The sequence below is a fragment of the Peptostreptococcus sp. MV1 genome, from assembly GCF_000758885.1.
In the GTDB taxonomy this organism is placed as follows: Bacteria; Bacillota; Clostridia; order Peptostreptococcales; family Peptostreptococcaceae; genus Peptostreptococcus.
In genome coordinates this window covers 18,965-39,755 of sequence record NZ_JRNB01000119.1, presented here as the reverse complement: position 1 = coordinate 39,755, position 20,791 = coordinate 18,965, and the positions used below count along the sequence as shown (strand labels likewise).

The window sequence follows — 20,791 nt, the reverse complement described above, 5'->3', positions numbered from 1 at the left end:
GGCTCGCTTTTATCCTACTAACCAACTTAAATTTTTATACAAAAAAAGCCCTTACAGGAGCCTTATTTGGCTCTCGTAAGGACTTAAATATACAATTAAATAATCTTCATATTTTTCAAACTAATATCTAGGGCCTTTACAGAATGTGTAAGGGCACCACAAGATATAATATCTACTCCCAGTCCCTTGTAGGACCCAATATTGTCTAGGCTAATATTTCCAGAAACCTCTATAAGAGCCTGGTCACCTATCAAGCCAACAGCTTTCCTTATTTGGTCTAGAGACATATTGTCCAACATTATAATATCGCAGCCGACCTCTAGTGCTTCCCTAACCTGGTCTATAGTCTCCACCTCAACCTCTATTTTTTTGCTAAAGGATAGCTTGTCTCTTGTCATCTCCACTGCCTGCCTGATACCACCGGCCACACCTATATGGTTATCCTTTAGCATGACCATGTCGGATAGGTTGTACCTGTGGTTTTTTCCACCGCCGACCTCTACTGAATACTTGTCAAAGACCCTAAGCCCTGGGGCAGTCTTTCTAGTGTCAACCAAGCTCACAGATTCATCGCCCAGCCTATCCACCATCAGCCTAGTCATACTGGCTATACCACTCATCCTCTGAAGAAAATTCAAGCCCGTCCTTTCAGCCAAGAGCATAGCCTGGGCCCTACATTCAACTAGACCTATCTTATCTCCCCTAGATACCCTCTGTCCATCTTTATAGGAAGTGGTGAACTTGACATCTTGGTCCAAGATCCTGAAGGTTTCATAAAAAACCTCCAAGCCACAGATTATTCCATCCTCCTTGGCTATCAGGTCTGCCCTTGCCATCCTATCTTCATCTATAATGGCATCTGCGCTGATATCCTTGTAGGTAATGTCTTCCATCAAGCTTTCCCTTATCTTATCAAGCATTTTCATTTTTAAGCCAGTATTCATAAAAATCATGGTTCCTTTCCTTGATTGTATCCACCAAAATCCTATGGTAGTCATCAATTATATCGTCAATCTTCCTAGTTTCTGTATTTTCTTCCATATGAGCCTTAAATTCTGGTAGGCAAACATTTATATTTTCGCCACACCTCATGCCGCAGAAACATGCCTCTAAAAGTGAATTAGATGCCAACCTATTCTTGCCGTGTAATCCCGTACACGAAGTCTCACCTACAGCATATAGGCCTGCCATGCTAGTCCTACCATCTATCTTGGCCTTGATACCACCCATATGATAGTGCTGGCCCGGACATATAGGTATCATATCATGCCTGATATCTATCCCCTTGTCCATACAGGCCTGGAAGACTGTTGGGAAGGTCTGGTCAACCTTGTCCCTATTCTTGATATTCTCCAGTGATAGGTAGACAAAATCACTATGGTCCTCTTCCATCTTTTTACTTATGGCCTTGCTGACCACATCCCTAGGTAGTAGCTCGTCAATAAACCTATTTCCATTTACGTCGAGAAGTATACCACCCTCTCCCCTTAGGGCCTCTGTAATCAAACTATGCCTGCCCATGGCTTCATCATATAGGACAGTCGGGTGTATCTGTATATATTCCAGATTAGAAAGCTCTACACCATGCTTCATGGCTATGGATAGGGCCTCTCCAGACACCGACTTGTAATTGGTAGATGAATTGAATATTCCACCTATGCCACCTGTAGCCAATACCACTGCCCTAGCATATATATTCTTGTAGCCATCTTTAGTAAAGACCCTTATACCTACAGCCTTTTCGCCTTCGACAATCAGGTCATAAAAGGTAGTGTTTTCACATATTTCTATATTAGTTCTCGCCTTTACATTTTCTGCCATGGCCTCACATATGGACCTACCAGTAAAGTCTCCAACGTGATATACCCTAGGTAACCTGTGACCACCCTCCTTGTGTAGGTTATAGGATTTATCACTATTTTTATCGAAATCAACACCATAGTCCACCAAGTCCTTGACTACATCAAGGGAATTATCCAAGATATCCCTTACTACATCCACATCATTTTCATAATGACCTGCCTTTAGGGTATCCTCAATATAGTCATTTAGGTTTTCATCGGCTAGCTTGGCTGATATCCCCCCCTGAGCCAGATATGAATTGGCTTCTGAAAGGCCCTTTTTTGATATCAAGCATATATGATAATCAGGGTCTAATTTTAGGGCGCAAGAAAGACCTGCTGCTCCACTACCGACTATCACAACATCATAAAAATTCTTCATTTTAACTCATCTCCATCATCTTTTTAAGGGGCAGACTAGCCCTCTCCATCATAGCCTCATCTAGAATAATTTCTGGTCCTTCATCTAGCAAAACCCTATAGAGGTTTTCCAGGCTATTTTTCTTCATATCCCTGCATGGCTTCATAGACCTAGGTATTATAAATTCACTATCAGGTGACACCTTATTCATCTGATACAGTATACCCTCTTCTGTACAGACTATATAACCTAACTTCTTGGTCTTTTCAACATAGTCCAAAAGAGCCTTGGTAGAACCTACACAATCTCCAAGTGAAACTACCTGACTAGTACACTCAGGATGTACCAGCACATCATATCCATACTCTTCCTTCAAGGCCCTTACCTCTTCATAATCCACAAAATTGTGGTACTTGCAGTAGCCCTCATGGAAGATAAAATTCTTGTCAGGCATCTTGTCAGCAATATAAGAGCCTAAATTCTTGTCAGGCAAGAAATATATATTCTTGTTAGGTAGGGCAGATACTATCTTCATAGCATTTGAAGATGTCACACAGACGTCACTCTTTGACTTTACATCCGCCTTTGTATTTATATATGAAACTATAGCTAGGTCCTCATACTTTTCCCTTACCCTATCTATATCATCTAAATTTACCATATCAGCCATGGCACAGCCAGCATTGATGTCTGGAATCAGTATTTTCTTATCCGGATTTAATAGCTTAGCACTTTCTCCCATAAAATTGACACCACAAAAACAGATAATTTTATTATTAGCATTTTGGGCATCCTTGGCTAGCTTGAAAGAGTCTCCAACCTTGTCAGCTATATCCTGTACCTCACTATTTGCATAAAAATGAGCAAGGATTAGCACATCCTTCTCCTCTTTCAAACGCAAAATCTTCTCTTTTAAAATTTCAATATCCTTATCCATATACCCTCCTCAGCACATAAAACTTGTTTAATCTATATATAACTATATGTATATACATTCACATATACATAATACTATACATATGCCGAAAAGTGAATAGAAAAAGGCGAAAAAAAAAGACCTAGAAGATTTTTCTAGATCTTTTTTTCGTTTTTAGACTTTTGTTACGTACATATGCACATAAACTTATTATAGCATTAATAGATGCAAGTTTAAAGCCTTTTCATTTATTTTTTACCAGTAGACCCAACTCCACCTAGTCTTTCTTCAGACTTGGGTTGGTCGTCATCACTGATCAAGTACTTTATAAATATCCCCTGTATAACCCTCTCTCCAGCCTTTATAACAACTTCTTTATCGGTTAAATTCCTCAGCATAAAACCGATATTACCATCATTGTCTGGATTAGAATAGTAGTCTGAGTCTATTATACCAGTAGTATTAGCCAATACTAAGCCCCTCTTCATACCAATAGAGCTCCTGACATGGGTAGTCAAAACTTCATCAGCCTCCATATAGGCCTTTATGTCAGTAAAAATCACACCTGACTGACCTCTAGCAGGTATCACTATATCAACTGGCGTACATAGGTCATAGCCGGCTGACCTGGCTGTACCCCTTTGAGGCATAACAATATTACACTCAGGGTGCTTTCTGTGTTGAGCTGAAACTAGTTGAAAACCTCTCATCTAATTACCCCTCGCTCTAGTTATTCTTTAGGGCTTCAGCCATTTCCTTGGCCATAGCTCTAAGTGCTTCATCATCCTCTGCTTTCATAGTTCCTTTGGCTTCAACAACTGTTGGAAGAACCTCGAAACTACCACCTTCAGATGCAAATTCTGTCAATTCCTTGACAGCTCCACCACTCCATCCGTAAGAACCAAATATTCCTAAGACATGGTTTGATAACTTGTTCATCTTAAGAGTATAAAGTAGTTGGTTCATATTAGGATATACAGAATTGTTGTATGTACAACTTCCTAGTATCATGCCCTTGTACTTCCATATTTCACTTAGTATATATGATGCATGAGTCTTAGATACATCAAACACCTTTACGTTCTTGATGCCTTCCTCAGCAAGATACCTAGCTAGTGTATCTGCAATTTTTTCTGTATTTCCATACATAGAACCATAAGCTATAACTACACCCTCTTCATTAACCTGGTTAGCTAATCTGATGTATTCGTCAATTATAGCGTCTGGATTTGTTCTCCAAACAATACCGTGAACTGGACATATAACATTTATATCTAGGGCCTTGACCTTCTGAAGGGCCTTGGCTGCCTGCTTAGAGTACTTACCAACTATATTTGAATAGTATCTTCTAATTTCGTCTCTGAAGAAGTCAAAGTTCATTTCATCATCGAATATTGTTCCATTTAGGGCTCCGAAACCTCCAAATATATCCTGTGAGAACAAGACCTTGTCTGTAGTTTCATAACTAACCATTGATTCTGGCCAATGAACCATAGGAGTATTTACAAAAGTAAGGTTTCTATTACCTAGTGACAAGCTGTCTCCATCCTTCACTTCTAGGAAGTTTTCAGGCTCCATATCTAGGTAGTCCTTAAACATAGCCTTGGCCTTCTTATTACCTACAAAAGTAAGGTTTGGGTATAAATCTAGGACTGATAGATAGCATCCTGAATGGTCTGGCTCCATATGGTGGATTACCAGGTAGTCTAGATCTCTACCATCTAGATTCTTCTTTAAATTTTCAATAAATCCATTAACCTTAGTGATTTTTACAGTATCAAGTAGAGCCGTCTTTTCATCAACTATCAAGTATGAATTATAGGCTACACCTTCTGGCAAAGGCCACATATTTTCAAAAAGATTTGTATCTCTATCATTTACTCCCATATAGTACAAGTCTTTTAATATTTCCACACTAACTGTATTCATTAACTATTTTCCTCCTTCAACAATTCCATATTTAAAATTTTATTTAACATACAAACTATTCCTACCCTATATTATACAATAAATTATAAGCTTCTACCACTATTTATATAAATTTCAGATTATTCATATTTTTACTTTTAGCCTACCATTTTCCGTGGCTATTTGTCTCATATTAAGACCCTCAGCTTAATATTATTTTAGGTCTATCTCGCTTATAGTAAGTCCTTTCATAGACCTAAAAAAATCTATCTCCCTCATGTCATGTGTAACAATTATAGCTGTCTTCCCCTTCAAATAATGTCCGACTCTTTCCATTACCCTAGCCTTATTTTCCTGGTCCAAGCCCTTAAAAGGCTCATCCATAATCATAAGCTCATGTGGATATACAAGGGCCCTGACAATGGCCAACCTCCTCTTCATACCACCACTCAGGCTAGCAACTCTCTTATGCCCATAGGAAGCGAGACCAAACAAGTCTAATAAGGAAGCTAGCTCAGAATTTTTTTCCAAGTCACCATCGACAACCATGGCCAAATTTTTATATAGGCTGAGGCTGTCACAAAGACAGTCCTCTTGAAATACGGCCGAAATCCTCTTATCATCTAGACCGCTTATACTTCCGGACTGGTACTCCTCTAGCCCCATCAAAATCCTAATAAGAGTAGTCTTGCCTATACCCGATTGACCAGTGATAAAGTTTACACTGCCTTCCTTGAAAGCAGCAGTAAAATCCCTCAGGACCAGCTTGTATCCATAGGACTTATTCAATTTTTCTACCAAAATATCCATAATACCACCTTATAGAAACTTATACAAAATAATTACATCCAAATAGATTCTTTAAAATACTTCCTTGTGCTCAAGATATTATACATACAAGATACTCTGCAAACAAGATATTCTGCAGACAAGATACTATACAGACAAAACACTAACTAACTTGTCTATCAAGCTCATAAAAACCTTCCTAAAGACCACACTTAGCACAATAATGACTAGGGTCCAGGCAAATAGGTCTCCCGTACTCAAATAAATCTTGGCCTGGTAGAGGTTGTCTCCTATAGACATATTAGGCATACCTATTACCTCTGCAGCTATACCTGACTTCCATGCTAGTCCCAAGGAAACTCGGCTAGCAGACCTAAGATGAGGATAGACCTCTGACAGGTATATATACCTAATAATCTTGGTCTTTTTCATCCTAAATACCTGCGACATATCCCTAAGTGATGAGTCAAGGCTATCAATACCAGTCAATACATTGGTATATATAATCGGTAGGACCATCAAGAAAGATATAAGAATCGACAAATTTTTTGACGATATCCATATCAGACATAGTATTATGAAAGAAACCACTGGAGTCGCCTGAATAGTAGCCATTAGGGGCTCCAAAAATATCCTAAACCACCTATAGACTGCCCCCATCAAGGCCATAACTATGCCGAGAATAAAGGCCAATAAAAATCCCAGGCTAATCCTAGAAAACGAATACCACACCGTCTTCCAAAAATCTACTTCTAAGGCCAGGCTCCCCAACCTTAGCAAAGCAGAAACAGGAGACACTAAAAGTATCTCCTGGCCTATCAATGAACTGACTATTTGCCATATAGCTAACCAAAAGACTATAGCCAGTATATAAAGTTTACTAGTTTTTTTGTACATAGTAGAAATCATCAGCAGGCATCTTGCCTCCTATAGACTTAGGATTTGCCTCAAATAGGACCTGTAAATACCCACTCAACTTGTCCTTCATATCAGACCCATCTATGTAGGTAATATTGCACTGTGGTATAGCCTTCTTGGCAACTGCTGCAGGAACTATATTATTTTCCTCTATCAACTTAGCTGCATCATCAATGTTTTTGTTAGTATAGTCCACTGATGTCTTGTAGTCAGCCATAAACTTCTTAATCTTTTCAGGGTACTTGGCTGCAAAATCCTTGTTTACAACTACCACTCCTGTAATCATGGCACTCTTAGAATCCTTGCCTGCCTTGTCCCACTCCTTAGTAAGGTCTAGGGCCGGTCTAAGCTTTTTGTTCTTTAGGCTGGCAACTGTAGCAAATGGCTGTGGTAAAACTGCCACTCCAGACTTGTCACCAATAAGAGCTGCTAGAGTTTCCGTATGCTCAGACTTGTATTCGACCTTTAGGTCTGTATCTGGGTTTAGACCATTTGCCTTGAGAATGTAGTTAAAGGCATACTCTGGAACTGCCCCCTTACCGCTAGAATATACTGTCCTGCCCTTTAGGTCTGCTATAGACTTGATGGACTCGCCGTTTTCCACCAAGTATAGGACTCCCAGTGTGTTAACAGCTAGGGTCTGGACCTTTCCCTGGCTCTTGTTGTAAAGAATTGATGCCAAATTTGAAGGCAGGGCTGCTATATCGAAGTCCCCCTTCAAAAATTTTGGTGCTATCTCATCCGGCGAACCGGCGATTGTAAATTCATAGTCCTTTTCCTTGGCATCCTTTTGGTCGGCCATCATCTTGACCATACCCATGCTAGTAGGTCCCTTTAGGGCTGCAACCCTAGCAGTAACAGCAGGCTCTTCTGATACACTTTGCTTTTGACCACAAGCAGTCAAGCCAGTGATTACCAGTAAGGCTGCCAAAAAAACAGATAATTTCTTTTTCATATAAGTCACTCCTTTGTATAAATTTTTTAAATTTCTTCCTAATTGAAATCATATCACAAGAGTGATTTTCTTTCAACATTTTCTATTATTCTATCTGCAATATATCTGCTAATTATTTTTCACGATTTTACCTCCTACAACATAGTACTGCCTTCTTATCCTGTGTAAGTATGCTTTTATACTCTTTTCTCTGCTATCCCTACTGATAATTATCTAAACTAAATTGTTAATCTAGTATCTAATCTAAATAGTAAATTGGTAGGCAATTCTAGGATCACCCATTCTAGTGTAAATAATACCACACTCTACAAAACCATTTTTTTCAATCAAATGGCGCATAGTAGCATTATCTTCATGAGTATCTATTCTAATATTATTGCACTTGCTCTTGCTGTATTCTATGCACTTGTCAAACATACCTGAATACTTACCATCGCTGGCAATACGATGTATAGTGCTGTAAGGGTCCTCATTCAACCACTTTCCATCAATCTTGGCGTATGTCGGATCCTTCCCCTCGATCAACATAAACACACAATGTATCTCTTCATCGTCACCTATACAAATATAGCAATGCTTACTCTTTATATCCTCTTCTATAAGCTGCCTAGATGGGTAGGTCATACCCCATTGCTTGTCATTGCCCGTATTTATCATATATTGACGTGCAACTTCATATATCTTCATTATTGAATCTATGTGGCCTAAGTCAGCCTTTCTTATAAGTATATTGCTCAAATTGTTAATCTCCTTTGTCTTTATCTCATTTTTGCGTATATTTTATTCATGCCTATACTTTGCATTTAATCATTTAATTTTTTTCTTACTCATATTTTCTATTTATGAAATTTAAACATTTTGCTTCAACGCACTGCTCTTATCTCTTCAAAAATGACTTAACTGCAAGGTTAAATTCAGAAGGATTTTCCTTTGCCACAAAATGATCTCCCCTAACAAATTTAAGAGTAGCATTTTTTATCTGACTAGCTATATACTCTGAATGGTCTTTTTTAACCAAGTCCTCTGTACCTGCTATAACTAGAGTTTCTGACTCTATTTTTTCGAGCTCTTCTATGCTTATATTTGGGTCAGTCACCATCAAGCCCAAGATCTCCATCTTTTTTCTAGCTTTTTCACTTCGATCAGCAAGAAGCCTCGCAGACCTATAACCACGTTCTATAGCATCCTGAACATCCTTTTCAATACCATCTGTATCTAGATTTCCTCCATTCAAGACCAGTTTCAAGACCCTGTCAGGATATTTTGCTGCAAAGCACATAGCTATATTGGCCCCATCAGAAAAACCAAGTATATTTGCCTTTTTTATTTTTATCCTGTCTAAAAAGTCTGCCAAATCATCAGCAAACTGCCTAATCCTAAAAGGCGCACTTCCCCTTGGTGTATTTCCATGCCCCCTTGTATCAAGGGCTATCACCCTATAATATTTGGAAAACTCCCCTATCTGATTTTCAAAATAGCTAGAGTCTTCCCCATTTCCATGCAAGAGCACCAGGGGTTCACCCACTCCCTTTTCTATATAAAAATGCTTAATATACATTTATAAAATTACCTCCTCATGCTGTCCAATAGCCTGGATCAAATCCCTCTTCACTCACTATTTATAAATATTTGCATCAATCTATAAATATAAATAAAATATTACTATCTTTTATCAAATTTTACCAAAAAACTCTCGATTATTCAATAACTGTCAACCTAATTATAAATATATATATAGTCTTCTTATGCACTCATAAGTCTAATTTAGTATCATACCAACAAGAGTATTCACATACTATTTCCTGTACTCATATATGCACAGTCGGTTATTCATCCTTCTTATTATTGGTAGAAACAACCTCAACCAACCCAATTTAAAAGTCTTCAACTTATCTGTAAAATTTATAAAACCAACCTGTCTTAATTTGGGATTTAGGTCTACTATTTCATGGCCATCTGTAACTCCAAAATTAAAATCAGCATTTGTATGTTTTACTGTTCCATGCTTCTTGCCCTTGTTTACCATTTCTTTGTATATTAAATCAAACTGAGCTACAAACCCATCAAATGAATCAGTTAAAATATTCAAGAAAGTTCTTACTTCATCTTCCTGTAAATACATTAGAACTCCCTCAGAAACTATTAATAGTGGCTCACCATTGATAAATATATCTTCCGTCCACGTTCTATCAGTAGCAGATTTAGGAATATTAACAACCCTTTCATTATCTTCAAAAAAAGACTTCCTAATCTCTATAACTTCAGGAAAATCAAGATTATACCATCTTACCTGACCGTTGTCTACCCTCTCAAACCTAGTATCTAGTCCACAACCAATATAAACAATATTCGCTCTTGGATTTCTATTGATAAAATTTTTAATTTCTCTATCCATTACACAAGCTCTAGCAAGTGTTCCAAAAAAAGAAGCCTTGGAATTATCAAACTTACTAAAATCATAATCAATCTCCCTCATAATCTCAAGAGATTTTTGATCATTCAAAATAGAATTTTCACTCATGGCATCCTTGGCCCTAACGTGCAATGTAATCAAAAGAGTCTCCGCAACACCATCTAACTTTACCTTCATACAATACCTCCCTTTATCTCTTACAAATAATTATTATTTGTTGTTATTTGTTATTACTTATTATAACACCAATCAATCACTATTTTCAATCACCCAACTTAGTATGGCGAAAGCTTCTCATACATCCTCTATGGTAAAATAAAAATTTTCCTATATATCTAAAACCTGTATACCATAAATAAAAAAAGGAAAAATTTCTAGGTTACATGCAAGCCCCTAGAAATATTTCCTTATACAATCCTGCTAAAAATCTATTAAATTATCTATACTAGAGGATCTCACCATACCTAAGGGCTCGTCTCATTTCTTGAACCACCCTATCAATTTCTTCTAGTTCTTTCAATTTCTTTTTTTCTTCCTGGCTAGTCTCTATTATCTTGGATATTCCACCATTCTTTATAACTATCCTCCTATCAGCCAACAAGGCAAGTGTAGGATCGTGAGTTGCCATCAAGACTATCTTGTCTGAAGATACCAAGAGTTCAAGGGCCTTCTTCCTGTCGATTCCAGCATTTTCTATCTCATCTATCAAGACTATTGGCGATGACGATAGTATAGCTGTATCCGCTATCATTAGGGCTCTCGATTGACCACCACTAAGAGCAGTTATCTGAGTATCCATCTTAAATTGCTCTCCTGCCAACCTGTTAGCTTCTTCTATTATCTTATCAACCGTCTGATCTAAGTCTTCTACCATCCTGGACTTGGCATGAAGCTCCAAGAAATCCCTTACAGATAGGTCCATGACGAAGTTCATATTCTGTGACAACTGGGCAACCAGCTTGTTATTTGATGAAAACCTCCACTTTTTATCTGGATAGTCGCCATTTATCATGATGGTCCTCTTTGTAGGTGTATCTGCCTGGGCAGTCCACTCTATATCAGCTAGGAGTCTTGACTTGCCTGAGCCAGTTGGTCCAACTATGGCTATCATTTCTGACTTCTTGATGTCAAGCCTGTCGAAGCCTTCCTTATCACCAGACTTGTCTTGTCCTGGTAAAATAGTCAATACATCCACAGTATTAGCTTCCTCAATACCCAAAAACGCCTTCATCTGCTTTATGTATTCTACTAGGTCTATGGCCATCTTGTTTAAATCTAGGGCCATATCTTCAATTTCTTCCCTAGAGAAGTGCTCTAAAAATTCTATAAAGCTACTTTCTTCAAATCCACTAACATCTAACTTATTTTCTTCAAAATAGGACTCTACAAAGGGGTATTTTTCCAATAGGTCCTCGATTTTCAATCTTTCTAACTCATTCATATATATGCTCCTCATCCTACTTGTCTTCTAAGTCCATTTTTCTTACATTACCCATCTGGTATTGTTCGCCTATCCTAGTCTCTCCTAGGCAGTATGAGCATAGGGCAGATGGCATAGGAAACCTCAGCTTCATTCCCCTTACTGTAGCTATTTCCTTTTCTTCATCCATCAGTAGGGTCGATAGCTCATAGGTTCCCTGTCCTGTTAGACCATTTACGTGCATGGTTATAGCTGTTGGGTTTACTGAATTTACCTTGGATGCAAATACTTCCCTCTCTGCCTGGGATACTATATCTCCCTTGGTAATTATTACAATATCTGCCGCCTTTAACATTGGACCTATCTTTTTTGGTGTATTGATACCTGATAAATTATCAATCACACATACACCCTTTATATCCTTGATGTATGGAGAACACCTATTACATAAGCCTGCCGATTCTGTGATAAGTAGGTCTAGGTCTTTATCTACACCCCACTGAACTACCTCTTCAATATTTGATACAAAGAAATGGTCTGGGCAAAGGGCCCCTGACAGACCCTTTCTTACTGGTACTCCTGCCCTTTCATATAGGACATCGTCGTCAGTATACAAACAGTCAAACTTGACTACTCCTACTTTTATGCCTTGCTGTTTCAAGGCGTCTATTGTCTTTATAATTACACTGGTCTTGCCTGATGAAGGTGGACCAGAAAATACTACTAAATTCATAAGTCTTCCTCTCTATTTTAAAATATCTTCGTTAAATTTTGCTTCAAGTTCTCTTAAAAGGGCTCCTATATCAGTATTTTCTATAAAGTCCCAACCTACCCACTTGAACTTTTGGTCTGGAGTCAAGCCATTGTCAACTAGCTTATTTGTTGATGGGAATTTTCCATTAGCTGAAAATACCTTGCCCACTGACTCAGACATAAAGAAGTCAATAATTGGCTGGGTCTTTTCCTTCTTGTCCTTTTTGGCTATCATAAAGATAGGACTGATCACTGCCCCGTCTTCAGGCCAAACTGCTAGCTGGTTCTTGCCCTGGATCATCTGGGTAAAGAAGTAAGGTATTATACTTACTGCTGGATTTTCTGACTTACCAGTTGACTTTGCCTTGACCATCTGGGCTGGGTGCAGGCTCTTCTTATATGACCTAGCCAGTCTAGTGATACCATCCATGCCGTATTCCTTGTATAGGTTGACTACTAGGGCATTGAATAGGTCCAGGTCACCCATTGGTACGGCTACAGAGTCTTCAAAGTCAGGACCCAATATATCATCCCAAGTCTTTGGAACTGGTCTTCCCTTTAGTTCGTCTAGATTCACCAAAAATACAGCTGGAACTACACCCGTTATCAGGTATTTCTTGCTAGGGTCTCTCAGGTCTATATAGTCATTGCAAAAATCACTATTCATCTCATCTGTTGCTGCCTCAAAGACATCTTTATCTAGATATTGACCCATTAACTCCTTGTCAAAAAATAGGTCAAATCCGGCGGACATCAATATATCTGGTATCTGGTCTACATCACCAGTCTTGACCTGGTCCTTGATCCAGTCTAAGCCTAGGTTGGCAGACTTTAGCTCATAGCCTATTGAATAGGCATACTTATCCCTATTGTCCTTTAGCCACATTTCAAAGCCTTCTAATAGGGGTATCCTGATTGGACAAGGTAGGACACCCTCTACATTTATATCCGACCTAGATAGACTTACTTCTTCAATCAGGTCCCTATCTACGCTGGTAGATTCACTGTCCAAGTAGGCCACCAACCTCTCTTCATATAGGTCTACATTCATCCTCTTTAACTTCAAGGCCATTGACAGACTAACAGTCTTGGCCATCTTGTCGAATATTGACCTGTCCATAAATTGCTCAAATCCATTAGCCGTCAAGAAATCTAGGGCCCTCGGATTTTTTTCTACTATATCATATATCTTGTCGTTTATTGAAAAATATTTGTTCATACTATTACCTCCACTATTTTTTATATTTATACTATACACTAAAAACCACAAAAAACACATTGCATTTGCAACCAAAATCCTATTTTTCTATAAAAATACTAAAAAATGAGGATGACCTCCTAACTGAAAGACATCCCCATTATACATTTAATAGTTGTTTTTTCTCAAGAACTTGCTTGTTACAAACAAGCTAACTATCGCTATTATAAATACAAGTCCTGCAAGTAGGTAGCTAACTCCACTGCCAAAACCCATGCTGGCTACGAAGAACAAGACTGCAACAATGAAAAAGCATATTAAAAATAAGAATAGGGTAAATACAAACATCACTGCCTTATTTAGCCTACCATATAGGTCAGTTACATTTTGCCAATCCGTCACTATATGCTCAAAATCAAACTTGAGCCAAAGGGAAGCTATAGACAGGGTCAAGACACCATATAGGACTAGGGCAAATACTGTATCCAAAATTCCTATACCTGCATATACAAAAAATACCAACATCAAAACCACCGGTATTATGGAATTGATACCTGTCGCAAAGTAGAGCTTTGACATAAAGTAGTCCCTCCTGCTTATAGGCAAACTCTTTATATAGTTGAAGTTTTCCCTGTCCAAAGAGGCTATTATAGAGGGTAGGCTGGTTGCATATATATTTGGCATGATAGCCAATATAATTGCCATAGCGGCTGATACCATACCCTTATTGGTCCTAATCATTTCTAGCATTTCAGCACTCTCCCTTGAATTTATAAGGGTCGGTGCAAGCATTATAATCGGGAATATAGCCCCCATTATTATGGACTGGGTTATTACAGTCGGGTCATTTATCAGGCTTATATTATACTTAAATAAACTCTTTCCAAGACCTGATTTTCTGGACTTTCTTTGGATACCTATATCGTCAAGTGACCTACTCTCCATGCCCATTACCGGCTCAACTATAGAGTCTATCTTATACTGGCCAACCTCTTGGCCCTTATTTTTTTCTTGCTTGACCTTCCTAGTATGGTTTCCACCCTGTATCTTCCTAATGTAGTCGTAAAACCTTCCGTCAACCCTCCTAATTATCAGCCAATACACTATTCCTATCACAAGGGCCATAGCTACTATTAGGACTAGGTTTCCCATGTTAGTCTTGCAAATACTCGATATAGGTCCATACCTAATAGGACTCGATTTTTGAGCCAAGACATTCATATGACTCCTAGATGCATTCTGGAAGTATAGGATTAGACCAACATTTGATATGGCCGCGACTATATTTATAGCTGTGATTATACCATTCTTGAATCTTGACAGGATAGATGTCTTTGCTAGCCCTTCCATCAATACCATATTTACAAGTACCACTAGGCAACCCACCAAGACAAAATCCATAAAACCATAGACTATAGACATAGCCCCTAGACCCATATTATAGCCGTAGATTGAAGCAATAGGCCATATGGGAATGGCCATCTGAATAGTAGCAATTGATACAACCATCATCTTTGCCCTATAAACCAAGCCCTCTTCTATAGGTAGACACATATACCCCTCTAGGTCCTTACTACTGTAGAAGACGTTGAAAAAATAGGTAAAGGTTTGGAGTACACTTAGCAAAAAGAACAATACTATTGTATAGTCCATAAAGTAAGGAACCTTATCCAAAGGTAAGGCCAAAAACACACCTGTATATATTAGTAGTATAAAGACACTTGACAATATATATGACTTTATCAAAAGGCCCCTAAATACATTCTCAGGACTTTCTCCATACTTTTTCTTCTTCATGGCATTTGATGTTATAGTTGGATTTGCATATAGTAGGTTAAAGTAAAAAATTTGCTTGAACATAGGATTTTTAAATACCTTAAACATATCAACCACCTACTCTTCCCTATGGTTGACCATATCAAGGTAAATTTTTTCTAGGGACTGACCTGGATGAACAGCCCTTAGGTCATCCATAGTTCCAACAAATAGGAGCCTACCCTTGCTCAGTATACCTATCCTGTCGCACAGCTGCTCAGCTACTTCTAGAACATGAGTTGAAAATAGGACTGTATTTCCCTGACTGGCATGGTCCTTCATCAGTTCCTTCAAATTGTAGGCTGACTGTGGATCTAGACCTGTCATAGGCTCATCCAAAATCCATATTTTAGGGTTGGATATTAGGGCACCTATCAAAAACACCTTCTGCCTCATACCATGAGAATACTCTTCTATCCTGGACATAGAATTCGCTTCCATAGAAAAAATTTGGCATAGCTTGTCAACCCTTGCCTTCCTTACATCGTCTGGAACCTCAAATACATCCGCTATAAACTTCCAATAGCTCATGACTGGTAGCTTAAGAAACATATCTGGACTGTCTGATACATAGGCTATCATTTTCTTTATCCTAGTCCTGTTTGACTTGATATCCATATCATCAAAGTATAGCCTGCCATCACTAGGCTCTATTATGCTGACTAGAGACTTGATTGTAGTAGACTTACCTGCTCCGTTATGTCCAATTAGACCAAATATCTCACCATCATTTATAGTTAGATTGAGGTCATCAAGGGCCAACTTGTCCCCGTAATTCTTAGTCAAATTTTCAATTCTTATCATACTTACTCTCCTGATACACTTATTTTTCTTTTATACTCAACTTTATTGTTACTTCATCACCATTTTATTAAATTTATAAAGTACTCCAAATTTTTGTTGCTGTACTTATATGCAGATTCTATGTGCTAACTTTATATTATATATATGGTATCTAAAGTTCAATTTCACTTATTATATTATCTATAACTAGGTCATGTTCTTCCATAGGTATGTCCTCGGACACCTGTTGAGACCTAATCAAGAGTATCTTCTCTGCCTGACAGCTTGGCAAGAACCTGTCATAATATCCCCTACCAAAACCAAGCCTGTTACCCTTTCTATCTGCAGTACAAGACGGAACTAAGACCAAGTCTATATCATCTATATCAACTTCCTGACATATACCTATATCCGGCTCAAGTACACCAAATGAATTAGTCACCAGTTGGTCTAGAGATTCTATCCTATAGGCCTTCATGGTATTTCTATCGCTACAATAGGGCACTGAAACCATCTTACCATCCCTCATAGCGCCCTCTATAAAGGCTAGTGTGTCTATCTCTGGATACCTACCTGCATAGGTGAAAATATGACTTGCGTCTAGGTATTCAGACCTCTTACACAACTTGTCAAATATTATCTGGTCGGCCTGGGCCATATAGTCCCTATCAAGGCTAGCTCCTAATATCCTCATATCATCTCTGAGCTTTTTCTTTTTCCTCTGTATTGTCTCCTTCATAGAGTACTCACAACCACAATAATCCTGCCTATACATACCAAACTCACTCGTCAACTGGCATGACCTCTTGTAGCCATTATTCTTTTTAAAGTCAGAAGGTAGGTGGCTGACACCATACCTATCTCCTACTGCCTGACCTATCCTATTTAGGACCTGAGAATTCTTGTGGGGACTAATTGTTAGAGTAGTTGTGAAATAGTCAAAGCCTTCTTCCTTAGCCAATTTTGCAGCTTCAGATAGTCTGAGTTCATAGCACTTGTAGCACCTGGCCCCACCCTCAAGCAGGTCCTCCATCCCCCTTATAGTATCGTAAAACCTATCCACATCGTAGGCACCCTCCATCATATGAATTGGATACCTTGACTTGGTCAGGTCTATTATCTTTTTTTGCTCATCTACCCTGTACCAATATTCCTCAGATGGATAGATATTTGGATTATAGTAAAATACTGTAATCTCAAAGTACTGACTCAAATATTCCAAGACATATGAGCTACATGGTCCACAACAAGAATGTAGTAGCAGGCTTGGACAGAGGTCTTGGTCTTCAATCTTCTCGAGTATTTTTTCCAGTTCCTTCTGGTAATTTATTTTAGCTGGTTTATTGGCTGGTTTATCACACTTACCATTTCCGACAGCCTTGACTCCGACATTATCTATTTTATTTTCCTTCTTTTTGTTAATAGTCATTTCAATTGTAATAGTATTATTCCTCCCATATTTTTATAAAGGTCTAGCATACCTCATATATATTTTTACCCTATCTATATTTTTCTTTCATTCAGTTTTTTATTGGTACTTTTATGTATTTTTTCATAAGACTTATTACTCTACTTAATCATATCATAAAACATACCACATTTGTAGGAATAAAATAGGCCCAAATATACTAATTGACCAATTTTTTTGGTATAATAGTAGGGTAAAACAAATTATAAAAATGTTTTGATAAATAAATCGAAAAATTGAAAGGGGTATCAAAATGAGTTTATTAGTATTTGGTCATAAAAATCCAGACACAGATTCAATCTGTTCAAGTTTGGTAATGACAAATTTAAAGAAGTCACTAGGTGTAGATGCAGTATCATGTTGCCTAGGAGAATTGAGAAAGGAAGCAGAATTCGTCCTAAACTACTTTGGTGTTGAGGCACCAAAGCTAATAGAATCTGTAAATGAAGGCGACCTATGTTGCCTAGTTGACCACAATGAATACGGTCAGAGTGTAGATGGTCTAGAAACTGCTACAATAGTTGAAATAGTTGACCACCACAAGCTAGGTGGTATCACTACTCCTGCTCCACTAAGCATGACTCTTAGACCAGTAGGATGTACAAACACAATCCTATACAGAATGTACAAGGAAAATAATGTAGAAATTACTAAGCAAATCGCTGGCCTAATGCTATCAGCAATACTTTCTGATACATTGATATTCAGATCACCAACTACAACAAAAGAAGATATAGCTGCTGGTAAGGACTTGGCAGAGATAGCTGGCGTTGACTTTGAAGCATACGGCATGGAAATGTTCAAGGCTGGTACTTCACTAGATGGTTACAGCATAGAAGAAATAGTAAATATGGACTTCAAGGCCTTTGATATGGGCAGTAAGAAGGTAGGTATTGGTCAGGTAATGACCCTTGACATAGATTCAGTTCTTAGCAGGAAGGATGAATACCTAGATTATATCAACAGCACTGACTACGATATGCTATACCTAGCTATCACAGACATAATCAACGAAGGCTCTTACCTACTATACAAGTCTCCAGACGAAATAGTAAAGAATGCCTTCAAGGTAGAGCCAGTTCAGGGTGCCTTTGTAGAGGGTCTAGTATCTAGAAAGAAGCAGTTGGTACCTAACCTAACTCCAGAAGTAGAAAAATTATAAGAAGAGGTGTATAAATGGAAATCAAAAACCCAATAGTAACAATAGAAATGGAAAACGGCGGAGTAATCAAAGCAGAATTATTGCCTAATATAGCTCCAAACTCAGTAAACAACTTTATATCATTGATAAAGAAGGGCTACTATGACGGCCTAATCTTCCACAGGGTAATCTCTGGCTTTATGATTCAGGGTGGATGCCCTCAGGGATCAGGCATGGGTGGACCTGGCTACACAATAGCTGGTGAATTCTCAATAAACGGATTTACCAACAACCTAAAGCATGAAAGAGGTGTCCTATCAATGGCTAGGGCTATGAACCCTAACTCTGCAGGATCTCAGTTCTTCATCATGCACCAGAATTCTCCACACCTAGATGGCCAGTATGCCAGCTTTGGTAGGGTTATAGAGGGAATGGATGTAGTAGACCAGATAGCTGAAACAGAAACTACATTTGGTGACAAGCCAGTAGTTGAACAGAAAATCAAAAAGGTTAGTGTTGATACATTCGGTGTTGAGTATCCAGAACCAAAAACAATATAGTTTAATACAGTATAGTTTAATTTTAGAATATTAAAATCAAAAAAGGCTCCACATTTTTCGACTCTAAGAAAAATTAATGTGGAGGCCTTTTTTTGATTTCATATGCTTATTAAATTTCAAAGAACCTATAAAGGCTCTCATAGTAGGCCTTATAATCATCTATATGTCCCAACTCTCTAATTGAGTGCATGGCCAATATCGGCATACCGACATCAACAATTGCTATAGGCAGGTAGGATGCTGTAATTGTTCCTATTGTCGATCCGCTCCTCTTGTCTGACCTATTGGCAAAGGTCTGGTACTTGATACCATTCCTATCGCATATATCCTTGTATACTGCCACAGAGTAGGCATCACTGGCATAGGCCTGACCTGCGTGCGACTTGATAGTTGGTCCGCCGGCAAAGCTTGGTCTGTTAGTTGGATCTGCCACAGCAGACTTGTTTGGATGAACTGCATGTGCCAAATCTGCGGATATCATAAATGAAGATTCATATGACCTCAATAGCTGGGCCTTATTTTTACCTAAACCTAAAGCTATCCTCTCCAATATATTTGTCAAGAGCTGGGAATCTGCCCCCTGCCTAGTCTGGCTACCTACTTCTTCATTGTTAAAGGCTGCCACTAGCCTAACTCCTTCAAAGCTAGCCTTGTCCTGTGCAGATTCTTCCATACTGGATTCATTGATGGCCATGACATTCCTAAAGGACCTAATGTCTATATCCTCATTACAAATATTCCTTCCTGCACTATCTCCATACAAAAGCGCTGATATACTAGCATGAAGGCTGGCAAGATTATCCAACCTACCACAAGAAATGTATTCTTTCTCATCACCTATCAGACTTCCCTTTTCGTATTCATATAGGTAGATATCATAGTCCAAAATATCATCAATAGATATTTTTTCCCTGTTAGTCATATTTATCTCTCTGAGCAAAAGTGATTTTATGTATTCTTTTTCATCACCCTCATAGGACTCCAAAACAAGAGGTGCCATGTCGTCTTGCTTGTTGTAGGTATAGCCATCGTTTATTTCCCTATTCATATGAATAGCTAGGTTAGGTATTATACAAATGGGCCTGTCCACCTTTACTATATGTTCAATTGGTTTAAATGGATTGTCTATATTTCTAGTAAATACTCTTCCAGCCAGGGATAGGGGCCTATCTAACCAAGTATTTAAAATCATGCCACCATAGGGTTCTACATTTAACTTTAGGTACTGGCCTTCTCTAATTTCTGGATTAGGTTTCAACTTAAAGCCTGGAGAGTCAGTATGACTTCCTATAATCCTAAATCCTTCCTTCTCAATCCTTTCACCTGCTACTACAAAAGCGAATATCGAAGAGGAATTTACTACTAGGTAGTACTTGCCTCCCTTGACTAGATTCCAGTCATCAGCCAGATCTAGCCTCTCAAAATTGTATTCATCCAACCATAGTCTTATATTCTCTACTGCATTGTACATGGTTGGGCTATCATTTATATAGTCGACTAGGTCTTGGCCTAGTTCAAACGAATTTTCATTTAACATATCCAACCTCCCTTT

The 20,791-nt window shown here is 38.3% G+C and carries 20 protein-coding genes; 2 read left to right on the top strand and 18 right to left on the bottom strand.

Translation table 11 applies throughout. From position 1 onward, the window contains the following. Positions 1-95: 95 nt before the first annotated feature. From nadC to HMPREF1639_RS09560, 17 genes are all read right to left on the bottom strand, one after another. Complete coding sequence (gene nadC / locus HMPREF1639_RS08270) at positions 96-920, bottom strand: carboxylating nicotinate-nucleotide diphosphorylase (RefSeq protein WP_242847310.1); 825 nt, start codon at positions 918-920, stop codon at positions 96-98. Then, positions 913-2,223, bottom strand: a complete 1,311-nt coding sequence (locus HMPREF1639_RS08265; RefSeq protein ID WP_036765425.1) for an L-aspartate oxidase — start codon at positions 2,221-2,223, stop codon at positions 913-915. Before HMPREF1639_RS08265 ends, nadC begins: the two co-directional genes overlap by 8 nt. Position 2,224: 1 nt before the next feature. Continuing rightward, positions 2,225-3,139, bottom strand: a complete 915-nt coding sequence (gene nadA, locus HMPREF1639_RS08260; protein ID WP_036765422.1) for a quinolinate synthase NadA — start codon at positions 3,137-3,139, stop codon at positions 2,225-2,227. Positions 3,140-3,366: 227 nt separating this feature from the next. Beyond that, on the bottom strand, positions 3,367-3,828 hold the full coding sequence (locus HMPREF1639_RS08255) for a deoxyuridine 5'-triphosphate nucleotidohydrolase (protein ID WP_036765419.1): 462 nt from the start codon (positions 3,826-3,828) through the stop codon (positions 3,367-3,369). Positions 3,829-3,844: 16 nt separating this feature from the next. Further along, on the bottom strand, positions 3,845-5,047 hold the full coding sequence (locus HMPREF1639_RS08250; protein WP_036765416.1) for an FprA family A-type flavoprotein: 1,203 nt from the start codon (positions 5,045-5,047) through the stop codon (positions 3,845-3,847). 192 nt (positions 5,048-5,239) lie between these two features. Beyond that, a complete protein-coding gene (locus HMPREF1639_RS08245; protein ID WP_036765413.1) occupies positions 5,240-5,836 on the bottom strand; it encodes an ABC transporter ATP-binding protein in 597 nt (198 codons plus the stop codon). Positions 5,837-5,962: 126 nt separating this feature from the next. Continuing rightward, positions 5,963-6,712, bottom strand: coding sequence for an ABC transporter permease (locus HMPREF1639_RS08240; RefSeq protein ID WP_084572502.1), 750 nt, complete (start codon positions 6,710-6,712; stop codon positions 5,963-5,965). Beyond that, complete coding sequence (locus tag HMPREF1639_RS08235) at positions 6,696-7,688, bottom strand: ABC transporter substrate-binding protein (protein ID WP_036765409.1); 993 nt, start codon at positions 7,686-7,688, stop codon at positions 6,696-6,698. Before HMPREF1639_RS08235 ends, HMPREF1639_RS08240 begins: the two co-directional genes overlap by 17 nt. Before the next feature lie 243 nt (positions 7,689-7,931). Further along, positions 7,932-8,426 carry an N-acetyltransferase gene (locus HMPREF1639_RS08230; protein ID WP_242847307.1) on the bottom strand — a complete coding sequence of 165 codons (495 nt, stop codon included), beginning with the start codon at positions 8,424-8,426 and terminating at the stop codon, positions 7,932-7,934. Positions 8,427-8,565: 139 nt separating this feature from the next. Further along, entirely contained in the window at positions 8,566-9,246 is a 681-nt protein-coding gene (locus HMPREF1639_RS08225; protein WP_036765406.1) for an alpha/beta fold hydrolase, read from the bottom strand. 237 nt (positions 9,247-9,483) lie between these two features. Next, entirely contained in the window at positions 9,484-10,278 is a 795-nt protein-coding gene (locus HMPREF1639_RS08220) for a class I SAM-dependent methyltransferase (protein WP_036765404.1), read from the bottom strand. Between the two features lie 268 nt (positions 10,279-10,546). Beyond that, a complete protein-coding gene (locus HMPREF1639_RS08215; protein ID WP_036765401.1) occupies positions 10,547-11,542 on the bottom strand; it encodes an ATP-binding cassette domain-containing protein in 996 nt (331 codons plus the stop codon). A gap of 16 nt (positions 11,543-11,558) precedes the next feature. Then, complete coding sequence (locus tag HMPREF1639_RS08210; protein ID WP_036765399.1) at positions 11,559-12,254, bottom strand: GTP-binding protein; 696 nt, start codon at positions 12,252-12,254, stop codon at positions 11,559-11,561. Between the two features lie 12 nt (positions 12,255-12,266). Continuing rightward, positions 12,267-13,493: an ABC transporter substrate-binding protein gene (locus tag HMPREF1639_RS08205; protein WP_036765396.1), complete on the bottom strand. Its 1,227-nt coding sequence runs from the start codon at positions 13,491-13,493 to the stop codon at positions 12,267-12,269. Between the two features lie 147 nt (positions 13,494-13,640). Next, on the bottom strand, positions 13,641-15,356 hold the full coding sequence (locus HMPREF1639_RS08200; protein WP_036765395.1) for a hypothetical protein: 1,716 nt from the start codon (positions 15,354-15,356) through the stop codon (positions 13,641-13,643). A gap of 9 nt (positions 15,357-15,365) precedes the next feature. Beyond that, entirely contained in the window at positions 15,366-16,091 is a 726-nt protein-coding gene (locus tag HMPREF1639_RS08195; RefSeq protein ID WP_036765392.1) for an ABC transporter ATP-binding protein, read from the bottom strand. A 151-nt stretch (positions 16,092-16,242) separates the two neighbouring features. Continuing rightward, positions 16,243-17,499 (bottom strand): 5-formyltetrahydrofolate cyclo-ligase, encoded by a 1,257-nt coding sequence (locus HMPREF1639_RS09560; protein ID WP_084572497.1) that lies wholly within the window; start codon positions 17,497-17,499, stop codon positions 16,243-16,245. Positions 17,500-17,791: 292 nt separating this feature from the next. Between HMPREF1639_RS09560 and HMPREF1639_RS08185 the strand changes: the two genes are divergently transcribed. Together HMPREF1639_RS08185 and HMPREF1639_RS08180 are read left to right on the top strand one after the other, a co-directional pair. Beyond that, on the top strand, positions 17,792-18,700 hold the full coding sequence (locus HMPREF1639_RS08185; protein WP_036765379.1) for a manganese-dependent inorganic pyrophosphatase: 909 nt from the start codon (positions 17,792-17,794) through the stop codon (positions 18,698-18,700). Positions 18,701-18,714: 14 nt separating this feature from the next. After that, positions 18,715-19,239, top strand: coding sequence for a peptidylprolyl isomerase (locus HMPREF1639_RS08180; RefSeq protein WP_036765371.1), 525 nt, complete (start codon positions 18,715-18,717; stop codon positions 19,237-19,239). 109 nt (positions 19,240-19,348) lie between these two features. Here the strand turns inward: HMPREF1639_RS08180 and HMPREF1639_RS08175 are convergent, their stop codons facing one another. Continuing rightward, positions 19,349-20,776: a M18 family aminopeptidase gene (locus HMPREF1639_RS08175; protein WP_036765370.1), complete on the bottom strand. Its 1,428-nt coding sequence runs from the start codon at positions 20,774-20,776 to the stop codon at positions 19,349-19,351. Between the last annotated feature and the right edge of the window lie 15 nt (positions 20,777-20,791).

What these genes read in the sequence shown, in the direction of transcription:
- HMPREF1639_RS08240 (WP_084572502.1), bottom strand. Translation starts at nt 6,712, where the DNA reads ATGTACAAAAAAACTAGTAAACTTTATATACTGGCTATAGTCTTTTGG.
- HMPREF1639_RS08200 (WP_036765395.1), bottom strand. Translation starts at nt 15,356, where the DNA reads ATGTTTAAGGTATTTAAAAATCCTATGTTCAAGCAAATTTTTTACTTT.
- HMPREF1639_RS08195 (WP_036765392.1), bottom strand. Translation starts at nt 16,091, where the DNA reads ATGATAAGAATTGAAAATTTGACTAAGAATTACGGGGACAAGTTGGCC.
- HMPREF1639_RS08180 (WP_036765371.1), top strand. Translation starts at nt 18,715, where the DNA reads ATGGAAATCAAAAACCCAATAGTAACAATAGAAATGGAAAACGGCGGA.
- HMPREF1639_RS08255 (WP_036765419.1), bottom strand. Translation starts at nt 3,828, where the DNA reads ATGAGAGGTTTTCAACTAGTTTCAGCTCAACACAGAAAGCACCCTGAG.
- nadA (WP_036765422.1), bottom strand. Translation starts at nt 3,139, where the DNA reads ATGGATAAGGATATTGAAATTTTAAAAGAGAAGATTTTGCGTTTGAAA.
- HMPREF1639_RS08175 (WP_036765370.1), bottom strand. Translation starts at nt 20,776, where the DNA reads ATGTTAAATGAAAATTCGTTTGAACTAGGCCAAGACCTAGTCGACTAT.
- HMPREF1639_RS08215 (WP_036765401.1), bottom strand. Translation starts at nt 11,542, where the DNA reads ATGAATGAGTTAGAAAGATTGAAAATCGAGGACCTATTGGAAAAATAC.
- HMPREF1639_RS08220 (WP_036765404.1), bottom strand. Translation starts at nt 10,278, where the DNA reads ATGAAGGTAAAGTTAGATGGTGTTGCGGAGACTCTTTTGATTACATTG.
- nadC (WP_242847310.1), bottom strand. Translation starts at nt 920, where the DNA reads ATGCTTGATAAGATAAGGGAAAGCTTGATGGAAGACATTACCTACAAG.
- HMPREF1639_RS08225 (WP_036765406.1), bottom strand. Translation starts at nt 9,246, where the DNA reads ATGTATATTAAGCATTTTTATATAGAAAAGGGAGTGGGTGAACCCCTG.
- HMPREF1639_RS08265 (WP_036765425.1), bottom strand. Translation starts at nt 2,223, where the DNA reads ATGAAGAATTTTTATGATGTTGTGATAGTCGGTAGTGGAGCAGCAGGT.
- HMPREF1639_RS08245 (WP_036765413.1), bottom strand. Translation starts at nt 5,836, where the DNA reads ATGGATATTTTGGTAGAAAAATTGAATAAGTCCTATGGATACAAGCTG.
- HMPREF1639_RS09560 (WP_084572497.1), bottom strand. Translation starts at nt 17,499, where the DNA reads ATGACTATTAACAAAAAGAAGGAAAATAAAATAGATAATGTCGGAGTC.
- HMPREF1639_RS08235 (WP_036765409.1), bottom strand. Translation starts at nt 7,688, where the DNA reads ATGAAAAAGAAATTATCTGTTTTTTTGGCAGCCTTACTGGTAATCACT.
- HMPREF1639_RS08210 (WP_036765399.1), bottom strand. Translation starts at nt 12,254, where the DNA reads ATGAATTTAGTAGTATTTTCTGGTCCACCTTCATCAGGCAAGACCAGT.
- HMPREF1639_RS08205 (WP_036765396.1), bottom strand. Translation starts at nt 13,493, where the DNA reads ATGAACAAATATTTTTCAATAAACGACAAGATATATGATATAGTAGAA.
- HMPREF1639_RS08185 (WP_036765379.1), top strand. Translation starts at nt 17,792, where the DNA reads ATGAGTTTATTAGTATTTGGTCATAAAAATCCAGACACAGATTCAATC.
- HMPREF1639_RS08250 (WP_036765416.1), bottom strand. Translation starts at nt 5,047, where the DNA reads ATGAATACAGTTAGTGTGGAAATATTAAAAGACTTGTACTATATGGGA.